This is a genomic window from Salipiger sp. CCB-MM3 (assembly GCF_001687105.1).
In the GTDB taxonomy this organism is placed as follows: Bacteria; Pseudomonadota; Alphaproteobacteria; order Rhodobacterales; family Rhodobacteraceae; genus Salipiger.
Window position 1 is genome coordinate 1,908,186 of sequence record NZ_CP014595.1, and the last position, 19,189, is coordinate 1,927,374.

Genomic DNA, 19,189 nt, shown 5'->3' on the forward strand with positions numbered 1-19,189 from the left:
GACGGCGGATCTAGGCGCGAATTGCAAGCCGTGGCGCTGGTTCGCATCTTAGACACCTGCGTGATTGCATCTTGCGGAACCGGTGGTAGACTGCGCGTCTCCGCATTTGGGGCGATCCGCCCTTGGCAAGGGGCGTAAAACCCGGTAAGCGGAGCAGACGAGGGCAGCGCACGATTCGTGGCGGCCCTCGATTTCGTCCGAGACGGTGGGTGAGCGGCGGATTCTTGATCTGTTTTCTCTTAAATCCTGCCTGAGACGGGAAGAGACATAACGTTCCGGGCCTTGTGTTCCGGTGGCGCGATGTGACGACCCGATCGGACCTTGAGGCCGGGGAGACCCGGCAGAACGAGCCGGAGGGGTCGAATCCCCTCCATAACTTGGAGTGAAACTGTGGATAGAGCCCAGAAAGAGAAAGTGGTCGAGGAACTCGGCCAGATCTTTGAAAGCTCTGGCGTCGTGGTGGTTAGCCGCTACGAAGGTCTCACGGTTGCCGAGATGACGGATCTTCGTGCCCGCGCCCGCGCGGCTGACACGTCGGTTCGCGTCGCCAAGAACAGGCTCGCCAAGATCGCTCTCAAGGGCTCGGAGTGCGAAAGCATTTCCGAATACCTCGAGGGCATGACCGTTCTGACCTACTCCGAAGACCCCGTGGCAGCTGCCAAGGTGGTTGAGGACTTCGCCAAGGCAAACTCGAAGTTCGAGATCCTCGGCGGCGCAATGGGCGGAACGGCTCTGGACCGGGCCGGTGTCGAGGCCGTGTCGAAAATGCCGTCGCGCGATGAGCTTATTGCTTCCATCGTCGGCTGCATCGGCGCGCCTGCTTCGAACATCGCCGGTGCAATTGGCGCACCTGCATCGAACATCGCCTCGATTCTCTCGACCATCGAAGAGAAAGCGGCGTAACGGCATCCCACCAGATCTTCGTGGGGTTGAAGACCCGCACGTTGGAACACATCTAGCTAGACGGAATACGTAAAATGGCTGATCTTAAAGCACTTGCAGAGCAAATCGTCGGTCTGACGCTGCTCGAAGCACAAGAACTGAAAACCATCCTCAAGGACGAGTACGGCATCGAGCCCGCAGCAGGCGGCGCAGTGATGATGGCTGGTCCGGCAGCTGGCGGCGACGCAGCAGCTGAGGAAGAAAAGACCGAATTCGACGTGATCCTCAAGTCGGCAGGCGACAAGAAGATCAACGTGATCAAAGAAGTCCGCGGCATCACCGGCCTGGGCCTGAAAGAAGCCAAAGAGCTGGTGGAAGCCGGCGGCAAGGCTGTCAAAGAAGGCGTCTCCAAGGACGAAGCCGAAGAGATCAAGAAGAAGCTCGAAGAAGCAGGCGCAGAAATCGAGCTCAAGTAATTGCTGTCCGGGTCTGCCCGGAGCAATTGAGACTACAGGCTGGATCCGGAGTTTTCCGGGTCCAGCCGAACCCGTCTCAGAGAGGCCCCTTCTGCCGAAGGGCCGGGGCCTCTCTCAGGCGAGTTCCAGGATCGGGAGGCCTCTGGTGGGACAGGGGCCAGGAATGGATCGGAACACTGCCGTCTCGGATGGATGTGCTGCTGGTGCCCGACAGCATGCGCGTCCAGTGAGAAGCGAAAGGTGAACAGACCTATGGCGCAAAGCTTTCTTGGCCAGAAACGTCTCCGCAGATATTACGGTAAAATTCGCGAGGTTCTGGAGATGCCGAACCTCATCGAGGTTCAGAAAAGCTCCTACGAACTCTTCCTGAAATCCGGCGACCAGCTGCAGCCCACCGACGGTGAAGGCATCAAGGGCGTCTTCCAGTCGGTTTTCCCGATCAAGGATTTCAACGAGACCGCCGTTCTCGAGTTCGTCAACTACGAACTGGAAAAGCCCAAGTACGACGTCGAAGAGTGCATGCAGCGCGACATGACCTACAGCGCTCCGCTGAAGGTCACCCTGCGCCTCATCGTGTTTGATATCGACGAAGACACCGGTGCGAAGTCCGTCAAGGACATCAAGGAACAAGACGTCTTCATGGGCGACATGCCTCTGATGACCCCGAACGGTACGTTCATCGTGAACGGCACCGAACGCGTGATCGTGTCCCAGATGCACCGCTCGCCGGGCGTCTTCTTCGACCATGACAAAGGCAAGACCCACAGCTCGGGCAAGCTGCTCTTCGCCTGCCGCATCATTCCCTACCGCGGCTCCTGGCTCGACTTCGAATTCGACGCCAAGGACATCGTCTTTGCACGTATCGACCGCCGCCGGAAACTTCCGGTCACGACCCTGCTTTACGCACTGGGCCTTGGCCAAGAAGAGATAATGGATGCCTACTACGACACCGTGACCTACACGCTGCGTCGCGGCGAAGGCTGGGTGACGAAGTTCTTCCCCGAGCGGGTGCGCGGCACGCGCCCGACCCACGATCTCGTGGACGCGGACACCGGAGAGATCATCGCCGAGGCCACCAAAAAGGTGACCCCGCGCGCGGTGAAGAAGCTGATCGACGAAGGCAAGGTGAAGAACCTGCTGCTGCCGTTCGAGCAGATCGTCGGCAAATTCGTCTCCAAGGACATCATCAACGAAGAAACCGGCGCGATCTACGTCGAAGCCGGCGATGAGCTGACCTGGGAAGTCGACAAAGACGGCGACGTCACCGGCGGCACCCTGAAAGAGCTGATCGACGCGGGCGTCACCGAGATCCCCGTTCTCGACATCGACAACATCACCGTCGGCGCCTACATGCGCAACACGATGGCGCAAGACAAGAACATGGACCGCAACAGCGCGCTCATGGACATCTACCGCGTCATGCGTCCGGGTGAGCCGCCGACCGTCGAGGCCGCTTCGGCCCTCTTCGACACGCTGTTCTTCGATAGCGAGCGCTACGACCTCTCGGCCGTTGGCCGCGTGAAGATGAACATGCGTCTGGCGCTCGACAAGCCGGACACCCAGCGCACGCTGGACCGTGACGATATCGTCAAGTGCATCAAGGCGCTGGTCGAACTGCGTGATGGCCGTGGCGAAGTGGACGACATCGACCACCTCGGCAACCGTCGCGTCCGTTCCGTCGGCGAACTGATGGAAAACCAGTACCGTGTCGGCCTGCTCCGCATGGAGCGCGCGATCAAAGAGCGTATGTCGTCGGTCGAGATCGACACCGTCATGCCGCAGGACCTGATCAACGCGAAGCCCGCCGCGGCTGCCGTGCGCGAGTTCTTCGGCTCCTCGCAGCTGTCGCAGTTCATGGACCAGACCAACCCGCTTTCGGAAGTGACGCACAAGCGTCGCCTGTCGGCCCTCGGGCCGGGCGGTCTGACCCGCGAACGCGCAGGCTTTGAGGTGCGCGACGTGCACCCGACCCACTACGGCCGGATGTGCCCGATTGAGACGCCGGAAGGCCCGAACATCGGTCTGATCAACTCGCTGGCCACCTTTGCCCGCGTCAACAAGTACGGCTTCATCGAAACCCCGTATCGTAAAGTTATCGATGCGAAGGTGACCGACGAAGTTCAGTACATGTCGGCGACCGAAGAGATGCGTCACACCGTGGCGCAGGCCAACGCGACGCTGGATGAAGACGGCAAGTTCATCAACGACCTCGTGTCGACCCGCCAGTCGGGCGACTACACGCTCGCGCCGCGCGAAAGCGTCGACCTGATCGACGTCTCGCCGAAGCAGCTGGTCTCGGTCGGTGCCTCGCTCATCCCGTTCCTCGAAAACGACGACGCCAACCGCGCACTGATGGGCGCGAACATGCAGCGTCAGGCCGTGCCCGTTCTGAAATCCGAGGCGCCGCTGGTCGGCACCGGGATCGAAGAAGTCGTGGCACGCGACTCTGGCGCAGCGATCATGGCCAAGCGCGGCGGCATCATCGACCAGGTCGATGCGCAGCGTATCGTGATCCGTGCGACCGATGGTCTCGAGCCGGGCGATCCGGGCGTGGACATCTACCGCATGCGCAAGTTCCAGCGCTCGAACCAGAACACCTGCATCAACCAGCGTCCCCTGGTGAAAGTGGGTGACAAAGTTGGCAAAGGTGAAGTGATTGCAGACGGCCCGTCCACCGACATCGGTGAACTGGCGCTCGGCAAGAACATCATCGTCGCCTTCATGCCCTGGAACGGCTACAACTACGAAGACTCGATCCTGATCTCCGAGCGCATCGCGCGTGACGACGTCTACACCTCGATCCACATCGAGGAATTCGAAGTTGCCGCCCGCGACACCAAGCTTGGGCCGGAAGAGATCACCCGCGACATTCCCAACGTCGGCGAGGAAGCCCTGCGCAACCTCGACGAAGCCGGTATCGTGTATATCGGTGCGGACGTGGAGCCGGGCGACATTCTTGTCGGCAAGATCACTCCGAAGGGCGAAAGCCCGATGACGCCGGAAGAGAAACTCCTCCGCGCCATCTTCGGTGAGAAAGCTTCGGACGTGCGTGACACCTCGCTGCGCGTGAAGCCGGGCGACTACGGCACCGTCGTGGAAGTTCGCGTCTTCAACCGTCACGGCGTGGAAAAAGACGAACGTGCGCTGCAGATCGAGCGTGAGGAAGTCGAACGTCTGGCCCGTGACCGGGACGACGAGCTCGCCATTCTCGACCGCAACATCTATGCCCGTCTCAAGGACCTCGTCCTGGGCAAGACCGCGGTGAAGGGTCCGAAGGGCGTGCGCCCGAACTCGGAGATCAACGAAGAGCTCCTCGAAAGCCTGAGCCGTGGCCAGTGGTGGCAGCTTGCTCTCGCCGAGGAAGCAGACGCGCAGATCGTCGAGGCCCTGCACGAGCAGTACGAGGCGCAGAAGCGCGCGCTCGATGCCCGTTTCGAGGACAAGGTCGAGAAAGTCCGTCGCGGCGACGACCTGCCGCCGGGTGTGATGAAGATGGTCAAAGTCTTCGTCGCGGTGAAGCGCAAGCTGCAGCCGGGCGACAAGATGGCCGGCCGTCACGGCAACAAAGGTGTTGTGTCGCGCGTGGTTCCGATCGAGGACATGCCGTTCCTTGCGGATGGTACCCCGGTCGACTTCTGCCTCAACCCGCTGGGCGTGCCGTCGCGTATGAACGTCGGTCAGATTCTTGAAACCCACATGGGTTGGGCCGCACGCGCTCTGGGCAACCAGATCGACGAAGGCCTGCAGGAATACCGCCGTTCCGGCGACATCACCCCGGTCCGTGAGGCGATGCGTCACGCGTATGGTGCCGAGGTCTACGCCGAGGGCATCGAGGGCATGGAGGAGTATCAGCTTCTCGAAGCCGCCTCGAATGCAACCCGCGGTGTGCCGATCGCGACGCCGGTCTTCGACGGCGCCAAGGAAGCCGATGTGAACGACGCGCTGCAGCGCGCGGGCATCAACCAGTCCGGTCAGTCGGTGCTGTTCGATGGCCGCACCGGCGATCAGTTCGCTCGTGAGGTGACGGTGGGCGTGAAGTACATGCTCAAGCTGCACCACCTTGTCGACGACAAGATCCACGCGCGTTCCACCGGCCCGTACTCGCTCGTCACGCAGCAGCCGCTGGGTGGTAAGGCGCAGTTCGGTGGCCAGCGTTTCGGGGAGATGGAAGTCTGGGCTCTGGAAGCCTATGGCGCCGCCTACACCCTGCAGGAAATGCTGACCGTGAAGTCGGACGACGTGGCAGGCCGGACGAAGGTCTACGAAAGCATCGTCAAGGGCGAGGACAACTACGAGGCGGGCGTTCCCGAGAGCTTCAACGTTCTCGTGAAAGAAGTCCGCGGCCTCGGCCTGAACATGGAACTCCTGGACGCGGAGGACGAGGAATAACGGCCCTTCCAGCCACCGCGCGGGGCATCGGTCCCGCGCGGCTCCTCTCTCCAAGCCCTGTCATTTAGGAAGACGACATGAACCAGGAACTGACGAACAACCCGTTCAACCCGCTGACCCCGCCGAAGGTCTTCGACGAGATCAAAGTGTCGCTGGCGTCGCCCGAGCGGATCCTCTCGTGGTCCTACGGCGAGATCAAGAAACCCGAGACGATCAACTACCGTACGTTCAAGCCCGAGCGTGACGGCCTGTTCTGCGCGCGCATTTTTGGCCCGATCAAGGACTACGAATGCCTGTGCGGCAAATATAAGCGCATGAAGTATCGCGGCGTCGTCTGCGAGAAATGCGGCGTCGAAGTTACCCTGCAGAAAGTGCGCCGCGAGCGCATGGGCCACATCGAGCTCGCAGCCCCCTGCGCGCACATCTGGTTCCTGAAGTCGCTGCCCTCGCGCATCGGCCTCATGCTGGACATGACGCTGCGTGACCTCGAGCGCGTGCTGTACTTCGAAAACTACGTGGTGATCGAGCCCGGTCTCACCGATCTGACCTACGGCCAGATGATGACCGAGGACGAGTTCCTCGACGCGCAGGACCAGTACGGCGCCGACGCCTTCAGCGCCAACATCGGTGCCGAAGCGATCCGCGAGATGCTGGCCGCCATCGACCTCGAAGCCGAGGCAGAGCAGCTGCGCGCCGACCTCAAGGAAGCGACCGGCGAGCTCAAGCCCAAGAAGATCATCAAGCGTCTGAAGGTGGTGGAATCCTTCCTCGAGTCGGGCAACCGTCCCGAGTGGATGATCCTCACCGTGATCCCGGTCATCCCGCCTGAACTGCGCCCGCTGGTGCCGCTGGACGGTGGCCGCTTCGCGACCTCGGACCTGAACGACCTCTACCGCCGCGTGATCAACCGGAACAACCGCCTCAAGCGGCTGATCGAACTGCGCGCGCCGGACATCATCGTCCGCAACGAAAAGCGGATGCTGCAGGAAGCCGTCGACGCTCTGTTCGACAACGGCCGTCGTGGCCGCGTCATCACCGGTGCCAACAAGCGCCCGCTGAAGTCGCTGTCGGACATGCTGAAAGGTAAGCAGGGCCGCTTCCGTCAGAACCTTCTGGGTAAGCGCGTCGACTTCTCGGGCCGTTCGGTCATCGTGACCGGTCCGGAACTCAAGCTGCACCAGTGCGGCCTGCCGAAGAAGATGGCGCTCGAACTGTTCAAGCCCTTCATCTACTCGCGGCTCGAGGCCAAAGGTCTGTCGAGCACCGTGAAGCAGGCGAAGAAACTGGTCGAGAAAGAGCGTCCCGAGGTGTGGGACATCCTCGACGAGGTGATCCGCGAGCACCCGGTTCTGCTGAACCGTGCGCCGACGCTGCACCGTCTGGGCATTCAGGCGTTCGAACCCCAGCTGATCGAAGGCAAGGCCATCCAGCTGCACCCGCTCGTCTGCTCGGCGTTCAACGCTGACTTCGACGGTGACCAGATGGCCGTTCACGTGCCGCTGTCGCTTGAAGCGCAGCTCGAGGCACGCGTGCTGATGATGTCGACGAACAACGTTCTGTCGCCGGCAAACGGCAGCCCGATCATCGTTCCGTCGCAGGATATGATCCTTGGCCTGTACTACACCACCATCATGCGCGAAGGCATGAAGGGCGAGGGCATGAAGTTCTCGAACATCGAAGAGGTGGAGCACGCTCTGACCTCCGGTGAGGTGCATCTGCACGCCAAGATCGAATGCCGCGTCAAGCAGATCGACGAAGAGGGCAATGAGGTCGTCAAACGCTACGAGACGACCCCGGGCCGCGTGCGCCTCGGCGCGCTGCTGCCGATGAACGCCAAGGCTCCGTTCGATCTGGTCAACACGCTGCTGCGTAAGAAAGACGTGCAGAAGGTCATCGACACCGTCTACCGCTACTGCGGTCAGAAAGAGTCGGTCATCTTCTGTGACCAGATCATGTCGATGGGCTTCAAAGAAGCGTTCCGCGCCGGCATCTCGTTCGGCAAGGACGACATGGTCATCCCCGACAACAAGTGGGAACTGGTCGAGGAAACCCGCGATCAGGTGAAGGACTTCGAGCAGCAGTATCTCGACGGTCTGATCACCCAGGGCGAGAAGTACAACAAGGTGGTGGACGCCTGGTCGAAGTGTAACGACAAGGTCACCGACGCCATGATGAACACCATCTCGGCCAACAAGCGCGCCGAGGACGGGTCGGAAATGGAGCCGAACTCGGTTTACATGATGGCCCACTCCGGTGCGCGTGGCTCGGTCACCCAGATGAAGCAGCTGGGCGGGATGCGCGGGCTGATGGCGAAGCCGAACGGCGACATCATCGAGACCCCGATTATCTCGAACTTCAAAGAAGGCCTGACCGTTCTCGAGTACTTCAACTCGACCCACGGTGCCCGTAAGGGTCTGTCGGATACCGCTCTGAAGACGGCAAACTCGGGTTACCTGACCCGTCGTCTGGTGGACGTGGCGCAGGACTGCATCGTGCGTGCGCACGACTGTGGCACCGACCGCGCGATCACCGCAGAAGCGGCTGTCAACGATGGTGAGGTTGTCGCCTCGCTCGCAGAGCGTATCCTCGGCCGTGTGGCTGCGGATGACATCCCGCACCCCGTTACCGGCGAAGTGCTGGTGCGTGCCGGTCAGCTCATCGACGAGCGTATGGCCGACGTGATCGACGAGGCGGCCGTGCAGTCCACGCGCATCCGCTCGCCGCTGACCTGTGAGGCCGAAGAGGGCGTCTGCGCCATGTGCTATGGCCGTGACCTCGCACGCGGCACCATGGTCAACACCGGCGAAGCTGTCGGCATCATCGCCGCGCAGTCGATCGGTGAGCCTGGCACGCAGCTGACGATGCGGACCTTCCACATCGGCGGCGTTGCTCAGGGTGGCCAGCAGTCCTTCCAGGAAGCTTCGCAGGAAGGCATCATCGAGTTCGAGAACGCCTCGACCCTCGAGAACTCCATCGGCGAGACGCTCATCATGGGCCGCAACATGAAGCTGCGGATCATGGGTGAGGACGGCAAGGAACGTGCGAGCCACAAGCTCGGCTACGGCACCAAGCTGTTCGTCAAGGAAGGCCAGAAGGTCGCTCGCGGCGACAAGCTGTTCGAGTGGGACCCCTACACCCTGCCGATCCTGGCGGAGGCCGACGGTGTCGCCAAGCATGTGGACCTCACCAATGGTGTGGCCGTGCGCGACGAGACCGACGATGCCACCGGCATGACCCAGAAGATCGTGATCGACTGGCGTGCGGCACCGAAGGGCAACGAGCTCAAGCCGGAAATCATCCTGATGGATGCCGATGGCGAGCCCGTCCGCAACGCGGCTGGCAACCCGATCACCTACCCGATGTCGGTCGACGCGATCCTGTCGTGCGAAGACGGGCAGGAGATCAAGGCCGGTGACGTTCTGGCGCGTATCCCGCGTGAAGGCGCGAAGACGAAGGACATTACCGGTGGTCTGCCGCGTGTGGCCGAACTCTTCGAAGCGCGTCGTCCGAAGGACCACGCCATCATCGCCGAAATCGACGGCTATGTGCGCTTTGGCAAGGACTACAAGAACAAGCGCCGCATCGCGATTGACCCGGTCGACGACACGCTGGAGCCCAAGGAATACATGATCCCCAAGGGCAAGCACATTCCGGTGGTCGAGGGCGATTACGTCCAGAAGGGCGACTACATCATGGACGGCAACCCGGCGCCGCATGACATCCTGGCCATCATGGGTGTCGAGGCTCTGGCGAACTACATGATCGACGAAGTCCAGGACGTCTATCGACTGCAGGGCGTGAAGATCAACGACAAGCACGTCGAGGTCATCGTCCGTCAGATGCTGCAGAAGTGGGAAATCCACGACTCCGGCGACACCACGCTGCTCAAAGGCGAGCATGTGGACAAGGCGGAGTTCGACGCGGCCAACGAGAAGATCGAGAAGAAGGGCGGCCGTCCGGCGACGGGCGAGCCCATCCTGCTCGGCATCACCAAAGCGTCGCTGCAGACCCGTTCGTTCATCTCGGCGGCCTCCTTCCAGGAGACCACCCGCGTCCTCACCGAGGCTTCGGTGCAGGGCAAGAAGGACAAGCTGGTCGGCCTCAAGGAAAACGTCATCGTGGGCCGCCTGATCCCGGCGGGCACCGGTGGCGCGACCCAGCGGGTGCGTCGCATCGCGACCGAGCGCGACAACAAGGTGATCGAAGTGCGCCGCGACGAGGCCGAACAGGCCGCGCTGCTGGCCGCGCCCGAAGCCTCGGCGGAGAGCGACGTGATCGGTGGCGACGAGTTCGACACGCTGGTCGTGGACACGCCGGAAAGCCGCGAGTAATCGCAGCGGCCGAAAGGTCTGGCAGAGATCGGCCCCCGCGCTTCGGCGCGGGGGCTTTTTTGTGTTTTGGTGGTGCTGAAGGGGAGGGGGCGCTGCCCCCTCGCCGCTGCGCGGCTCACCCCAGGCGTATTTTCAAAGAGAAGAAGACACGGCGGCGGATGTTTTCGTGCGCAGTATCGTTTCCCCGTGGTGATGGCGGGGCGGCGGTGCTAGCGCAGGGCGCATGAAGAGCCTTTCGGACAACAGCCGCGGCGTGCTCCTGATGATCGGGAATATGGCCGCCTTCACCTTCAGCGATGCCTGCGTGAAAGCCATCGGCTCGGCCCTGCCGCTGTCGCAGGTTCTGGTGCTGCGCGGGATCGTCGCGAGCCTGTGCATCGCGCTGCTTGCCGCTCGCCTCGGGGCCTTCCGGCACCGTCCGGGTCGGCGCGACACTGCGCTGATGGCGCTGCGCGGGGTGGCCGAATGCGGCTCGGCCTATTTCTTCCTGACCGCTTTGCGCAACATGCCCTTGGCCAATGCCACGGCGCTTTTGCAGATGGTGCCGCTGACGGTGACCCTGAGCAGCGCGGTATTCTTTTCCGAGCCGGTGGGTTGGCGCCGCTGGCTGGCGATCGCGGGCGGCTTTCTGGGGATGCTGCTGATCGTCCAGCCCGGCACCGAGGGGTTCAACGCCTATTCCCTGCTGGCGCTGGCGGCGGTCGGCTCGGTCACGCTGCGCGATCTGGCCACGCGGCGCCTGGCGCCTTCGGTGCCGTCGATGCAGGTCACGCTGTCGTCGGCCATGTCGGTGCTGCTGCTTGCGGGGCTCTGGTCTCTGGGCGAGGACTGGCAGCCGCTGGACGGCCGGCTGTCGCTGCTGATGCTCGGGACCAGCGTGCTCATCGTCGCGGGCTACACGCTGAGCGTGATGGCGATGCGCGTGGGCGACGTGGGGTTCATCGCGCCGTTCCGCTACACCGGGCTCATATGGGCGCTGCTGCTGGGGCTGGTGGTCTGGGGCGAGGTGCCCGCGCCGCTCACCCTAATGGGGGCGGCGGTCATCGCGGTGATGGGCAGTTTCACCCTTTGGCGTGAGCGCCAGTTGCGCGGGGCAGGTCGGGGCGCTCAGGCAAAGACGCGGCGGATGTGATCGCAGTCGACGGCGAAGCGGCGTTTGATCTCGGCTTCGCCCTCGGCATCGAGCCGCGGCAGCTCGACCGGTTTCACGTGTTTCTTTTGCCGCGAGTCGTTGTGATCATTGTGCCCGCGTAGATACATCGGGCTGTCGGTGAAGCTGAGCGTCGGCATGAACTGGATGAGCTTTTGGTGGCCGAAGTTCATGATGCTCTGCCGCACGCCCGGCGCCACGGCGACCGCCTGCGCCACGCCCCAGAAAGGGGTCATGCAGGGCTCGGCGCAGAGGCCTTCGGCATCGGGGCGGGCGACATAGCCACGGTTCCAATCGAGGGCGACGAGGCGGTGGCGCGCGCGCAGGGCGGAAATATCGAGGGCGGCTGCGCGCAGCTCTTCGATGAAGTTCACGGCCACCGCGTCATCGTCGTCATGGCGGAACTCGAGGCAGGGTTGGCTCATATCCCGCGCCGCGTTGATCACCTGCTGACAGACTTGCCGGTGCGGACCGGGCGGGCGGGCGACGATGCGGGCCTGTGGAAAATCGGCGATGAGCGCGCGCAGCCGTTCGAGGTAGACCGCGGGCATCGCCTCGCCGACCAATATGAGGAAGATGAAGTCGCCATCGCTCTGCGCCTTCAGCCCGGGCAGGCAGATGCATTCGAAATGGCGCAGTCTTTCCTCCATCCGCGCGGGCGCGTAGAGATAGGCGGTGCGGGCCTCGATGCTGTCGTGTTCGACCTGAAAGCCGCCCTCGGCGGGGTAGGAAAAACGGCACAGGCCGATGATCTGCATGGGCGAATGGCTCCTCTTGGGTGTCCCGCATATGCTTGGCATCGCCGCCAGCGGCTGACAAGCGGCGGGTCGTGTTGACAAGCCGGGCGACTCCCCCTATACGCGCCTCAATCCGGTGGTAGGCCCAAGTGCGTCCGCCGCATTCTACAGAACTAGCGTGGTCAAGATCGGCGTCACAGGCCCCGATCCTCTGCAGACCCACCGCGACGTCACCCATGTCCGGGGACGTATGCGGTATTTTGTCGTTACTGCCCTCTGGGTCGGTTGCGGCACGGACAAAACCGGTGACCTGCGGACGCGTAGGGCGCCTTTTGCTTGAACCGCATGGGGGGCTCCCCGTGCACACATATGTGAGAATTACGGGGAACAACCCATATGCCCACGATCCAACAGCTGATCCGCAAGCCGCGGCAGCCGAAAGTCAAACGTTCGAAGTCGCAGCACCTGGAACAGTGCCCGCAGAAGCGCGGCGTCTGCACCCGCGTCTACACCACCACGCCTAAGAAGCCGAACTCGGCAATGCGTAAGGTGGCCAAGGTGCGTCTGACCAACGGCTACGAAGTCATCTCCTACATCCCGGGTGAATCGCACAACCTGCAGGAGCACTCTGTTGTGCTCATCCGCGGCGGCCGTGTGAAAGACCTTCCGGGTGTCCGCTATCACATCCTGCGCGGTGTCCTCGACACCCAGGGCGTCAAAGACCGGAAGCAGCGCCGCTCCAAGTACGGCGCGAAGCGTCCGAAGTAAGAGGATATATAAATGTCTCGTCGTCACGCCGCCGAAAAACGCGAAGTCCTGCCCGACGCCAAGTATGGCGACCGGGTTCTGACCAAATTCATGAACAACCTGATGATCGACGGCAAGAAGTCGGTCGCAGAGCGCATCGTCTACAACGCCCTCGAGCGCGTTGAAGGCAAAGTAAAGCGCGCGCCCGTGGAAGTGTTCCACGAGGCTCTCGACAACATCAAGCCGGCCGTCGAAGTTCGTTCGCGCCGCGTTGGTGGTGCCACCTACCAGGTTCCCGTCGAAGTGCGCCCCGAGCGCCGCGAAGCCCTGGCAATCCGCTGGCTGATCGCCGCATCGCGTTCGCGTAACGAGAACACGATGGAAGAGCGTCTCGCGGGTGAGCTTCTGGACGCCGTGCAATCGCGTGGCTCCGCTGTTAAGAAGCGCGAAGACACCCATAAGATGGCCGACGCGAACAAAGCGTTCAGCCACTACCGCTGGTAAGCTCCGGAAAGGCAAACCAACATGGCACGCGAATATCCCCTCCAGCGTTACCGCAACTTCGGGATCATGGCCCACATCGACGCGGGCAAGACCACGACGACGGAACGCATCCTGTATTACACCGGCCGTTCGCACAAGATCGGCGAAGTCCACGATGGCGCAGCCACCATGGACTGGATGGAGCAGGAGCAGGAGCGCGGCATCACCATCACGTCCGCCGCGACCACCACGTTCTGGCAGTGGCAGGAAGATCCGACCGAGGAAGGTACCTCGGACACGAAATTCCGCTACAACATCATCGACACTCCCGGCCACGTTGACTTCACTATCGAAGTCGAGCGTTCGCTGGCCGTGCTCGACGGTGCGATTTGTCTCCTCGACGGCAACGCCGGTGTGGAACCGCAGACCGAGACCGTGTGGCGTCAGGCTGACCGCTACAAGGTGCCGCGCATCGTGTTCGTCAACAAGATGGACAAGATCGGCGCTGACTTCTTCAACTGCGTGAAGATGATCAAGGACCGTACGGGCGCAACCCCGGTTCCCGTCAACTTCCCGATCGGTGCAGAAGACCAGCTCGAAGGCATCGTCGACCTCGTGACCATGGAAGAGTGGGTCTGGCAGGGTGAAGACCTCGGCGCATCCTGGGTGCGTCAGCCGATCCGCGACGACCTGAAGGACGTGGCAGACGAGTGGCGTTCGCACCTCATCGAGAATGCTGTTGAGCAGGACGATGCGGCGATGGAAGCCTACCTCGAAGGCGAAGAGCCCGACGTTCCCACCCTGCGGAACCTGATCCGTAAGGGCACGCTGTCGCTGTCCTTCGTTCCGGTTCTGGGTGGCTCGGCGTTCAAGAACAAGGGCGTTCAGCCCCTGCTCAACGCTGTGGTCGACTTCCTGCCCGGCCCCCTCGACGTTCCGCCGTACATGGGCTTCTCGCCGGATGACGAGACCGAGACCCGGAACATCGAGCGTCGTGCTTCGGACGAAGAGCCCTTCTCGGGCCTCGCGTTCAAGATCATGAACGACCCCTTCGTGGGCTCGCTCACCTTCACCCGTATCTACTCCGGTACGATGAAGAAGGGCGATTCGATCATGAACTCGACCAAGGGTAAGAAAGAGCGCATCGGTCGTATGATGATGATGCACTCGAACAACCGGGAAGAGATCGAAGAAGCCTTCGCAGGCGACATCATCGCGCTGGCTGGCCTCAAAGAGACCACCACCGGTGACACCCTGTGCGACTCGCAGAAGCAGGTCGTTCTCGAAACCATGACCTTCCCCGATCCCGTTATCGAGATCGCGGTCGAGCCGAAGACCAAGGCTGACCAAGAGAAGATGTCCCAGGGTCTGGCCCGTCTGGCCGCAGAAGACCCCTCCTTCCGCGTGGAGACCGACCTCGAGTCCGGTCAGACCATCATGAAGGGCATGGGCGAACTTCACCTGGACATCCTCGTCGACCGTCTGAAGCGCGAGTTCAAGGTTGAGGCGAACATCGGTGCGCCGCAGGTGGCTTACCGCGAGACCATCGGTCACGAGATCGAGCACACCTACACCCACAAGAAACAGTCGGGTGGTTCGGGTCAGTTCGCAGAGGTCAAGCTGGTCATCAGCCCAACCGAAGCGGGCGAAGGCTACTCGTTCGAGAGCAAGATCGTCGGCGGTGCTGTTCCGAAGGAATACATCCCGGGCGTCGAAAAGGGCATCAAGTCGGTCATGGACTCCGGTCCGCTGGCAGGCTTCCCGGTGATCGACTTCAAGGTCGCGCTGATCGACGGTAAGTTCCACGACGTGGACTCCTCGGTTCTGGCCTTCGAAATCGCGTCGCGGATGGCAATGCGCGAAGGTCTGCGCAAAGCTGGCGCGAAGCTGCTCGAGCCGATGATGAAGGTCGAAGTGATCACGCCGGAAGAGTACACCGGATCGATCATCGGTGACCTCACCTCCCGCCGTGGTCAGGTGTCGGGTCAGGAGCCGCGCGGCAACGCCGTCGCAGTTCAGGCCTTCGTGCCGCTGGCCAACATGTTCGGCTACATCAACACCCTGCGCTCGATGTCCTCGGGCCGCGCGCAGTTCACGATGCAGTTCGACCACTACGATCCGGTTCCGCAGAACATCTCGGACGAGATCCAGGCGAAATACGCATAAGCAGCGGTGCGGGGCTCGGCCCCGCACCCTACCCAAGTAGGGTGCGTGCACGCACGCACCGCCACCGACCAAGGAGGCCATCATGGCAAAGGAAAAGTTTGAGCGCGGCAAACCGCACTGCAACATCGGCACGATCGGTCACGTTGACCACGGCAAAACCACGCTGACCGCAGCGATCACCAAATACTTCGGTGACTTCCGTGCGTACGACCAGATCGACGGCGCGCCGGAAGAAAAAGCACGCGGCATCACGATCTCGACCGCGCACGTGGAATACGAGACCGAAGCACGCCACTACGCACACGTGGACTGCCCCGGTCACGCCGACTACGTGAAGAACATGATCACCGGCGCGGCGCAGATGGACGGCGCGATCCTGGTTGTGAACGCAGCTGACGGCCCGATGCCGCAGACCCGCGAGCACATCCTTCTGGGCCGCCAGGTGGGTATCCCCGCCATGGTCGTGTTCCTGAACAAGGTCGACCAGGTGGACGATCCGGAACTGCTCGAGCTGGTGGAAATGGAAGTCCGCGAGCTGCTGTCCGAGTACGACTTCCCGGGCGACGACATTCCGATCATCGCAGGCTCGGCTCTGGCCGCAATGGAAGGCCGCGATCCGGAAATCGGCGAAGAGAAGATCAAGGAACTGATGGCTGCTGTGGATGAGTACATCCCGCAGCCGGAGCGTGCCGTTGACCAGCCGTTCCTGATGCCGATCGAAGACGTGTTCTCGATCTCGGGCCGCGGCACCGTTGTGACCGGCCGTGTGGAGCGTGGCGTTGTGAACGTCGGCGACGAACTGGAAATCGTCGGCATCCGCGACACCAAGAAAACCACCTGTACCGGTGTGGAAATGTTCCGCAAGCTGCTCGATCGCGGTGAAGCAGGCGACAACATCGGCGCCCTGCTGCGCGGCATCGACCGTGAAGGCGTTGAGCGTGGTCAGGTTCTGTGTAAGCCGGGTTCGGTGAAGCCGCACACCAAGTTCGAGTGTGAGGTCTACATCCTGACCAAGGAAGAAGGCGGCCGTCACACGCCGTTCTTTGCGAACTACCGTCCGCAGTTCTACTTCCGCACCACTGACGTGACCGGCACCGTGACCCTCCCCGAGGGCACCGAGATGGTCATGCCGGGCGACAACCTGAAGTTCACCGTCGAGCTGATCGCACCGATCGCGATGGAAGACGGCCTGCGTTTCGCCATCCGTGAAGGTGGCCGGACCGTGGGTTCGGGCGTCGTTTCGAAAATCCTCGAGTGATGAATGCGCGCCCGGCACCTACGCCGGGCAGCAGATCGGGAAAGGGCCGCCCCAGGGCGGCCCTTTTTCCATAACCGCGGTTCGCCGATGCGGATGCCTGTGGCCCCGGCACGGCTGAATTGCAGAAATACCCATGCGGCGCCTGCGCGCTGGGGCTTGCCAAGCAAGGCTCTCAGCCGTATATGCGCGCAACGGCCCAAGGGTCGTGAAGGGCGGGGTGATTCCCCGCCTTTTAGGTTCGATGAGGGTGCGGCGATGCGCGTCCATCCTCCTCTCAACCTTAACGCCAAAATAGGACTGTTCGATGAACCAGAACATCCGTATCCGGCTCAAGGCGTTTGATTACCGCGTCCTCGATGCATCGACGCAGGAAATCGTGAACACCGCCAAGCGCACCGGCGCTACCGTTCGCGGCCCGATCCCGCTGCCGAACAAGATTGAGAAATTCACTGTTCTGCGTGGCCCGCACGTGAACAAGAAATCCCGCGATCAGTTCGAGATTCGTACGCACAAGCGTCTTCTCGACATCGTAGATCCGACCCCGCAGACCGTGGACGCGCTGATGAAGCTCGACCTCGCGGCCGGCGTGGATGTCGAGATCAAGGTGTAAGGGGGCAGATCATGTTGCGCTCTGGAGTTATCGCAAAGAAAGTCGGCATGACCCGGCTGTTCATGGAAGACGGCAAGCAGATCCCTGTGACCGTCCTCCAACTCGAAGGTTGCCAGGTCGTCGCACAGCGGACCGCTGACAAGGACGGCTACAGCGCCGTTCAGCTCGGCGCCGGTGCTGCAAAGGCCAAGAACGTGTCGAAGGCCATGCGTGGTCACTTCGCCGCGGCCAAGGTGGAACCGAAGCGGAAGATCGCGGAATTCCGCGTCGATGCAGAGAACCTCATCGCCGTTGGCGAAGAGATCTCGGCAGAGCACTACTTCGAAGGTCAGTATGTCGACGTTGCCGGCACGACCATCGGTAAAGGCTTTGCCGGTGCAATGAAGCGCCACAACTTCGGTGGTCTTCGCGCATCGCACGGCGTGTCGATCTCGCACCGTTCGCACGGTTCGACCGGTCAGTGTCAGGACCCGGGCAAAGTCTTCAAAGGCAAGAAGATGGCTGGCCACATGGGTGCCGTCCGCGTCACCACGCAGAACCTGCAGGTCGTGAAGACCGATGCCGACCGCGGCATCATCATGATCAAGGGCGCGGTGCCGGGCTCGAAAGGTGGCTGGGTCACTGTCAAGGACGCCGTGAAGAAGCCGTTCCCCGAGAACGCTGCTCTGCCGGCTGCCCTGAAATCCGCTGCTGCTCCGGCTGAAGCCGAAGCTGAGAAGAAGGAAGGCGACGAATGAAACTCGACGTGATCAAACTCGACGGCGGTGCCGCGGGCGAAGTCGAGCTGACGGACGCGATCTTTGATCTCGAGCCGCGCGCCGACATTCTGCACCGTGTGGTTCGCTGGCAGCGTAACAAGGCGCAAGCCGGTACGCACAAGGTCAAGACCCGCTCGGAAGTCAGCTACTCGACCAAGAAGATCTATCGCCAGAAGGGCACCGGCGGCGCACGCCACGGCTCCCGCAAGGCGCCGATCTTCCGCAAGGGTGGTATCTACAAGGGTCCGACCCCGCGCAGCCACGCGCATGACCTTCCCAAGAAGGTGCGCGCACTCGGCCTGAAGCTGGCTCTGTCGGCAAAAGCCAAGACCGGCTCGCTCGTGGTGATCGACACCGCGGAGACCGATGGCAAAACCAAGACGCTGGCGGCACAGGTCAAGAGCCTGGGCTGGAAGCGCGCTCTGGTGATCGACGGTGCTTCGGTGAACGAGGGCTTCGCCCGCGCCGCCGCAAACATCGACGGTCTGGACGTGCTGCCCTCCGTCGGCGCCAACGTTTATGACATCCTCAAGCGTGACACTCTCGTGCTCACCAAAGCGGGTGTCGAAGCTCTGGAGGCTCGACTGAAATGACCGCTAAGGCACAACACTACGACGTGATCCGCAAGCCGATCATCACCGAGAAATCCACCATGGTCGGCGAGAACGGCACCGTGGTTTTCGAAGTGGCGATCGACTCGACCAAACCGCAAGTCAAAGAGGCCGTCGAGGCGCTCTTCGGCGTGAAGGTGAAATCGGTGAACACCACCATCACCAAAGGTAAGGTCAAGCGTTTCCGTGGCCAGATCGGCAAGCGGAACGACGTCAAGAAGGCCTATGTGACCCTCGAAGAGGGCAACACGATCGACGTGACCACCGGTCTCTGATCGTTGCCTTTGGCAAGTTCGGGAAAGCCCTCGCTTCGGCGGGGGCTTTTCCAATTCCCGGCTGCATTCCTCGGCCGGGCGGGGGAGGGCGGAAATCGCCCCAAACCCCGGCAAATAAGGGCCTCGACGCCCTTTGCGGCGGCGGTTGCGCTTGACCTTGATCGACTCTTTGACTAGAGCAGGCCATCCGCTGAGCCCCGGATTCGTCCGGGGCTTCGCTTTTGTTCGAAAGAACAGATCGCCTGGGACCTTCGGGGCCCTCTAAATCGGCCACCTTCGGGGGGCTAAACTCCGGCACACCCGATACGCGGGTGCT

At 62.2% G+C, this 19,189-nt stretch carries 14 protein-coding genes; 13 read left to right on the top strand and 1 reads right to left on the bottom strand.

Annotation, left to right across the window (positions count from 1 at the left end; genetic code table 11):
* Positions 1-390: 390 nt before the first annotated feature.
* From rplJ to AYJ57_RS09280, 5 genes are all read left to right on the top strand, one after another.
* On the top strand, positions 391-903 hold the full coding sequence (gene rplJ / locus AYJ57_RS09260; RefSeq protein ID WP_066104027.1) for a 50S ribosomal protein L10: 513 nt from the start codon (positions 391-393) through the stop codon (positions 901-903).
* Between the two features lie 74 nt (positions 904-977).
* The gene (rplL, locus tag AYJ57_RS09265; protein WP_066104030.1) at positions 978-1,358 is read left to right on the top strand and encodes a 50S ribosomal protein L7/L12; all 381 of its coding nucleotides are present in this window, start codon (positions 978-980) and stop codon (positions 1,356-1,358) included.
* Between the two features lie 252 nt (positions 1,359-1,610).
* Positions 1,611-5,747: a DNA-directed RNA polymerase subunit beta gene (gene rpoB, locus AYJ57_RS09270; protein WP_066104033.1), complete on the top strand. Its 4,137-nt coding sequence runs from the start codon at positions 1,611-1,613 to the stop codon at positions 5,745-5,747.
* 77 nt (positions 5,748-5,824) lie between these two features.
* Positions 5,825-10,078 carry a DNA-directed RNA polymerase subunit beta' gene (gene rpoC, locus AYJ57_RS09275; RefSeq protein ID WP_066104036.1) on the top strand — a complete coding sequence of 1,418 codons (4,254 nt, stop codon included), beginning with the start codon at positions 5,825-5,827 and terminating at the stop codon, positions 10,076-10,078.
* A 223-nt stretch (positions 10,079-10,301) separates the two neighbouring features.
* Positions 10,302-11,210 carry a DMT family transporter gene (locus tag AYJ57_RS09280; protein WP_066104039.1) on the top strand — a complete coding sequence of 303 codons (909 nt, stop codon included), beginning with the start codon at positions 10,302-10,304 and terminating at the stop codon, positions 11,208-11,210.
* Here the strand turns inward: AYJ57_RS09280 and AYJ57_RS09285 are convergent.
* Entirely contained in the window at positions 11,186-11,986 is an 801-nt protein-coding gene (locus tag AYJ57_RS09285) for a putative rhamnosyl transferase (protein ID WP_066104042.1), read from the bottom strand. The genes AYJ57_RS09280 and AYJ57_RS09285 overlap by 25 nt on opposite strands.
* A gap of 375 nt (positions 11,987-12,361) precedes the next feature.
* On the opposite strand from AYJ57_RS09285, the gene rpsL reads away from it, so the two are divergent.
* The 8 genes from rpsL (at position 12,362) to AYJ57_RS09325 (ending at position 18,873) form a co-directional block, all read left to right on the top strand.
* Positions 12,362-12,733, top strand: a complete 372-nt coding sequence (gene rpsL, locus AYJ57_RS09290; RefSeq protein ID WP_005862801.1) for a 30S ribosomal protein S12 — start codon at positions 12,362-12,364, stop codon at positions 12,731-12,733.
* 12 nt (positions 12,734-12,745) lie between these two features.
* Positions 12,746-13,216 (top strand): 30S ribosomal protein S7, encoded by a 471-nt coding sequence (gene rpsG / locus AYJ57_RS09295; protein ID WP_066104045.1) that lies wholly within the window; start codon positions 12,746-12,748, stop codon positions 13,214-13,216.
* 21 nt (positions 13,217-13,237) lie between these two features.
* A complete protein-coding gene (fusA, locus tag AYJ57_RS09300) occupies positions 13,238-15,361 on the top strand; it encodes an elongation factor G (RefSeq protein ID WP_066104049.1) in 2,124 nt (707 codons plus the stop codon).
* Positions 15,362-15,443: 82 nt separating this feature from the next.
* On the top strand, positions 15,444-16,619 hold the full coding sequence (gene tuf, locus AYJ57_RS09305; protein WP_066102746.1) for an elongation factor Tu: 1,176 nt from the start codon (positions 15,444-15,446) through the stop codon (positions 16,617-16,619).
* Positions 16,620-16,923: 304 nt separating this feature from the next.
* Positions 16,924-17,229: a 30S ribosomal protein S10 gene (rpsJ, locus tag AYJ57_RS09310; protein ID WP_066104052.1), complete on the top strand. Its 306-nt coding sequence runs from the start codon at positions 16,924-16,926 to the stop codon at positions 17,227-17,229.
* 11 nt (positions 17,230-17,240) lie between these two features.
* Positions 17,241-17,966: a 50S ribosomal protein L3 gene (gene rplC / locus AYJ57_RS09315; RefSeq protein ID WP_083191199.1), complete on the top strand. Its 726-nt coding sequence runs from the start codon at positions 17,241-17,243 to the stop codon at positions 17,964-17,966.
* Entirely contained in the window at positions 17,963-18,580 is a 618-nt protein-coding gene (gene rplD / locus AYJ57_RS09320) for a 50S ribosomal protein L4 (protein ID WP_066104056.1), read from the top strand. Before rplC ends, rplD begins: the two co-directional genes overlap by 4 nt.
* Positions 18,577-18,873 carry a 50S ribosomal protein L23 gene (locus AYJ57_RS09325; RefSeq protein ID WP_066104059.1) on the top strand — a complete coding sequence of 99 codons (297 nt, stop codon included), beginning with the start codon at positions 18,577-18,579 and terminating at the stop codon, positions 18,871-18,873. Before rplD ends, AYJ57_RS09325 begins: the two co-directional genes overlap by 4 nt.
* The last annotated feature ends 316 nt before the right edge of the window (positions 18,874-19,189 follow it).

Excerpts from the sequence above, each read along its gene's own strand:
- rplL (WP_066104030.1), top strand. The coding sequence starts at position 978 with ATGGCTGATCTTAAAGCACTTGCAGAGCAAATCGTCGGTCTGACGCTG.
- AYJ57_RS09280 (WP_066104039.1), top strand. The coding sequence starts at position 10,302 with ATGAAGAGCCTTTCGGACAACAGCCGCGGCGTGCTCCTGATGATCGGG.
- AYJ57_RS09325 (WP_066104059.1), top strand. The coding sequence starts at position 18,577 with ATGACCGCTAAGGCACAACACTACGACGTGATCCGCAAGCCGATCATC.
- tuf (WP_066102746.1), top strand. The coding sequence starts at position 15,444 with ATGGCAAAGGAAAAGTTTGAGCGCGGCAAACCGCACTGCAACATCGGC.
- rpoB (WP_066104033.1), top strand. The coding sequence starts at position 1,611 with ATGGCGCAAAGCTTTCTTGGCCAGAAACGTCTCCGCAGATATTACGGT.
- rpoC (WP_066104036.1), top strand. The coding sequence starts at position 5,825 with ATGAACCAGGAACTGACGAACAACCCGTTCAACCCGCTGACCCCGCCG.
- rpsG (WP_066104045.1), top strand. The coding sequence starts at position 12,746 with ATGTCTCGTCGTCACGCCGCCGAAAAACGCGAAGTCCTGCCCGACGCC.
- fusA (WP_066104049.1), top strand. The coding sequence starts at position 13,238 with ATGGCACGCGAATATCCCCTCCAGCGTTACCGCAACTTCGGGATCATG.
- rplD (WP_066104056.1), top strand. The coding sequence starts at position 17,963 with ATGAAACTCGACGTGATCAAACTCGACGGCGGTGCCGCGGGCGAAGTC.
- rplC (WP_083191199.1), top strand. The coding sequence starts at position 17,241 with ATGTTGCGCTCTGGAGTTATCGCAAAGAAAGTCGGCATGACCCGGCTG.
- AYJ57_RS09285 (WP_066104042.1), bottom strand. The coding sequence starts at position 11,986 with ATGCAGATCATCGGCCTGTGCCGTTTTTCCTACCCCGCCGAGGGCGGC.
- rpsJ (WP_066104052.1), top strand. The coding sequence starts at position 16,924 with ATGAACCAGAACATCCGTATCCGGCTCAAGGCGTTTGATTACCGCGTC.
- rpsL (WP_005862801.1), top strand. The coding sequence starts at position 12,362 with ATGCCCACGATCCAACAGCTGATCCGCAAGCCGCGGCAGCCGAAAGTC.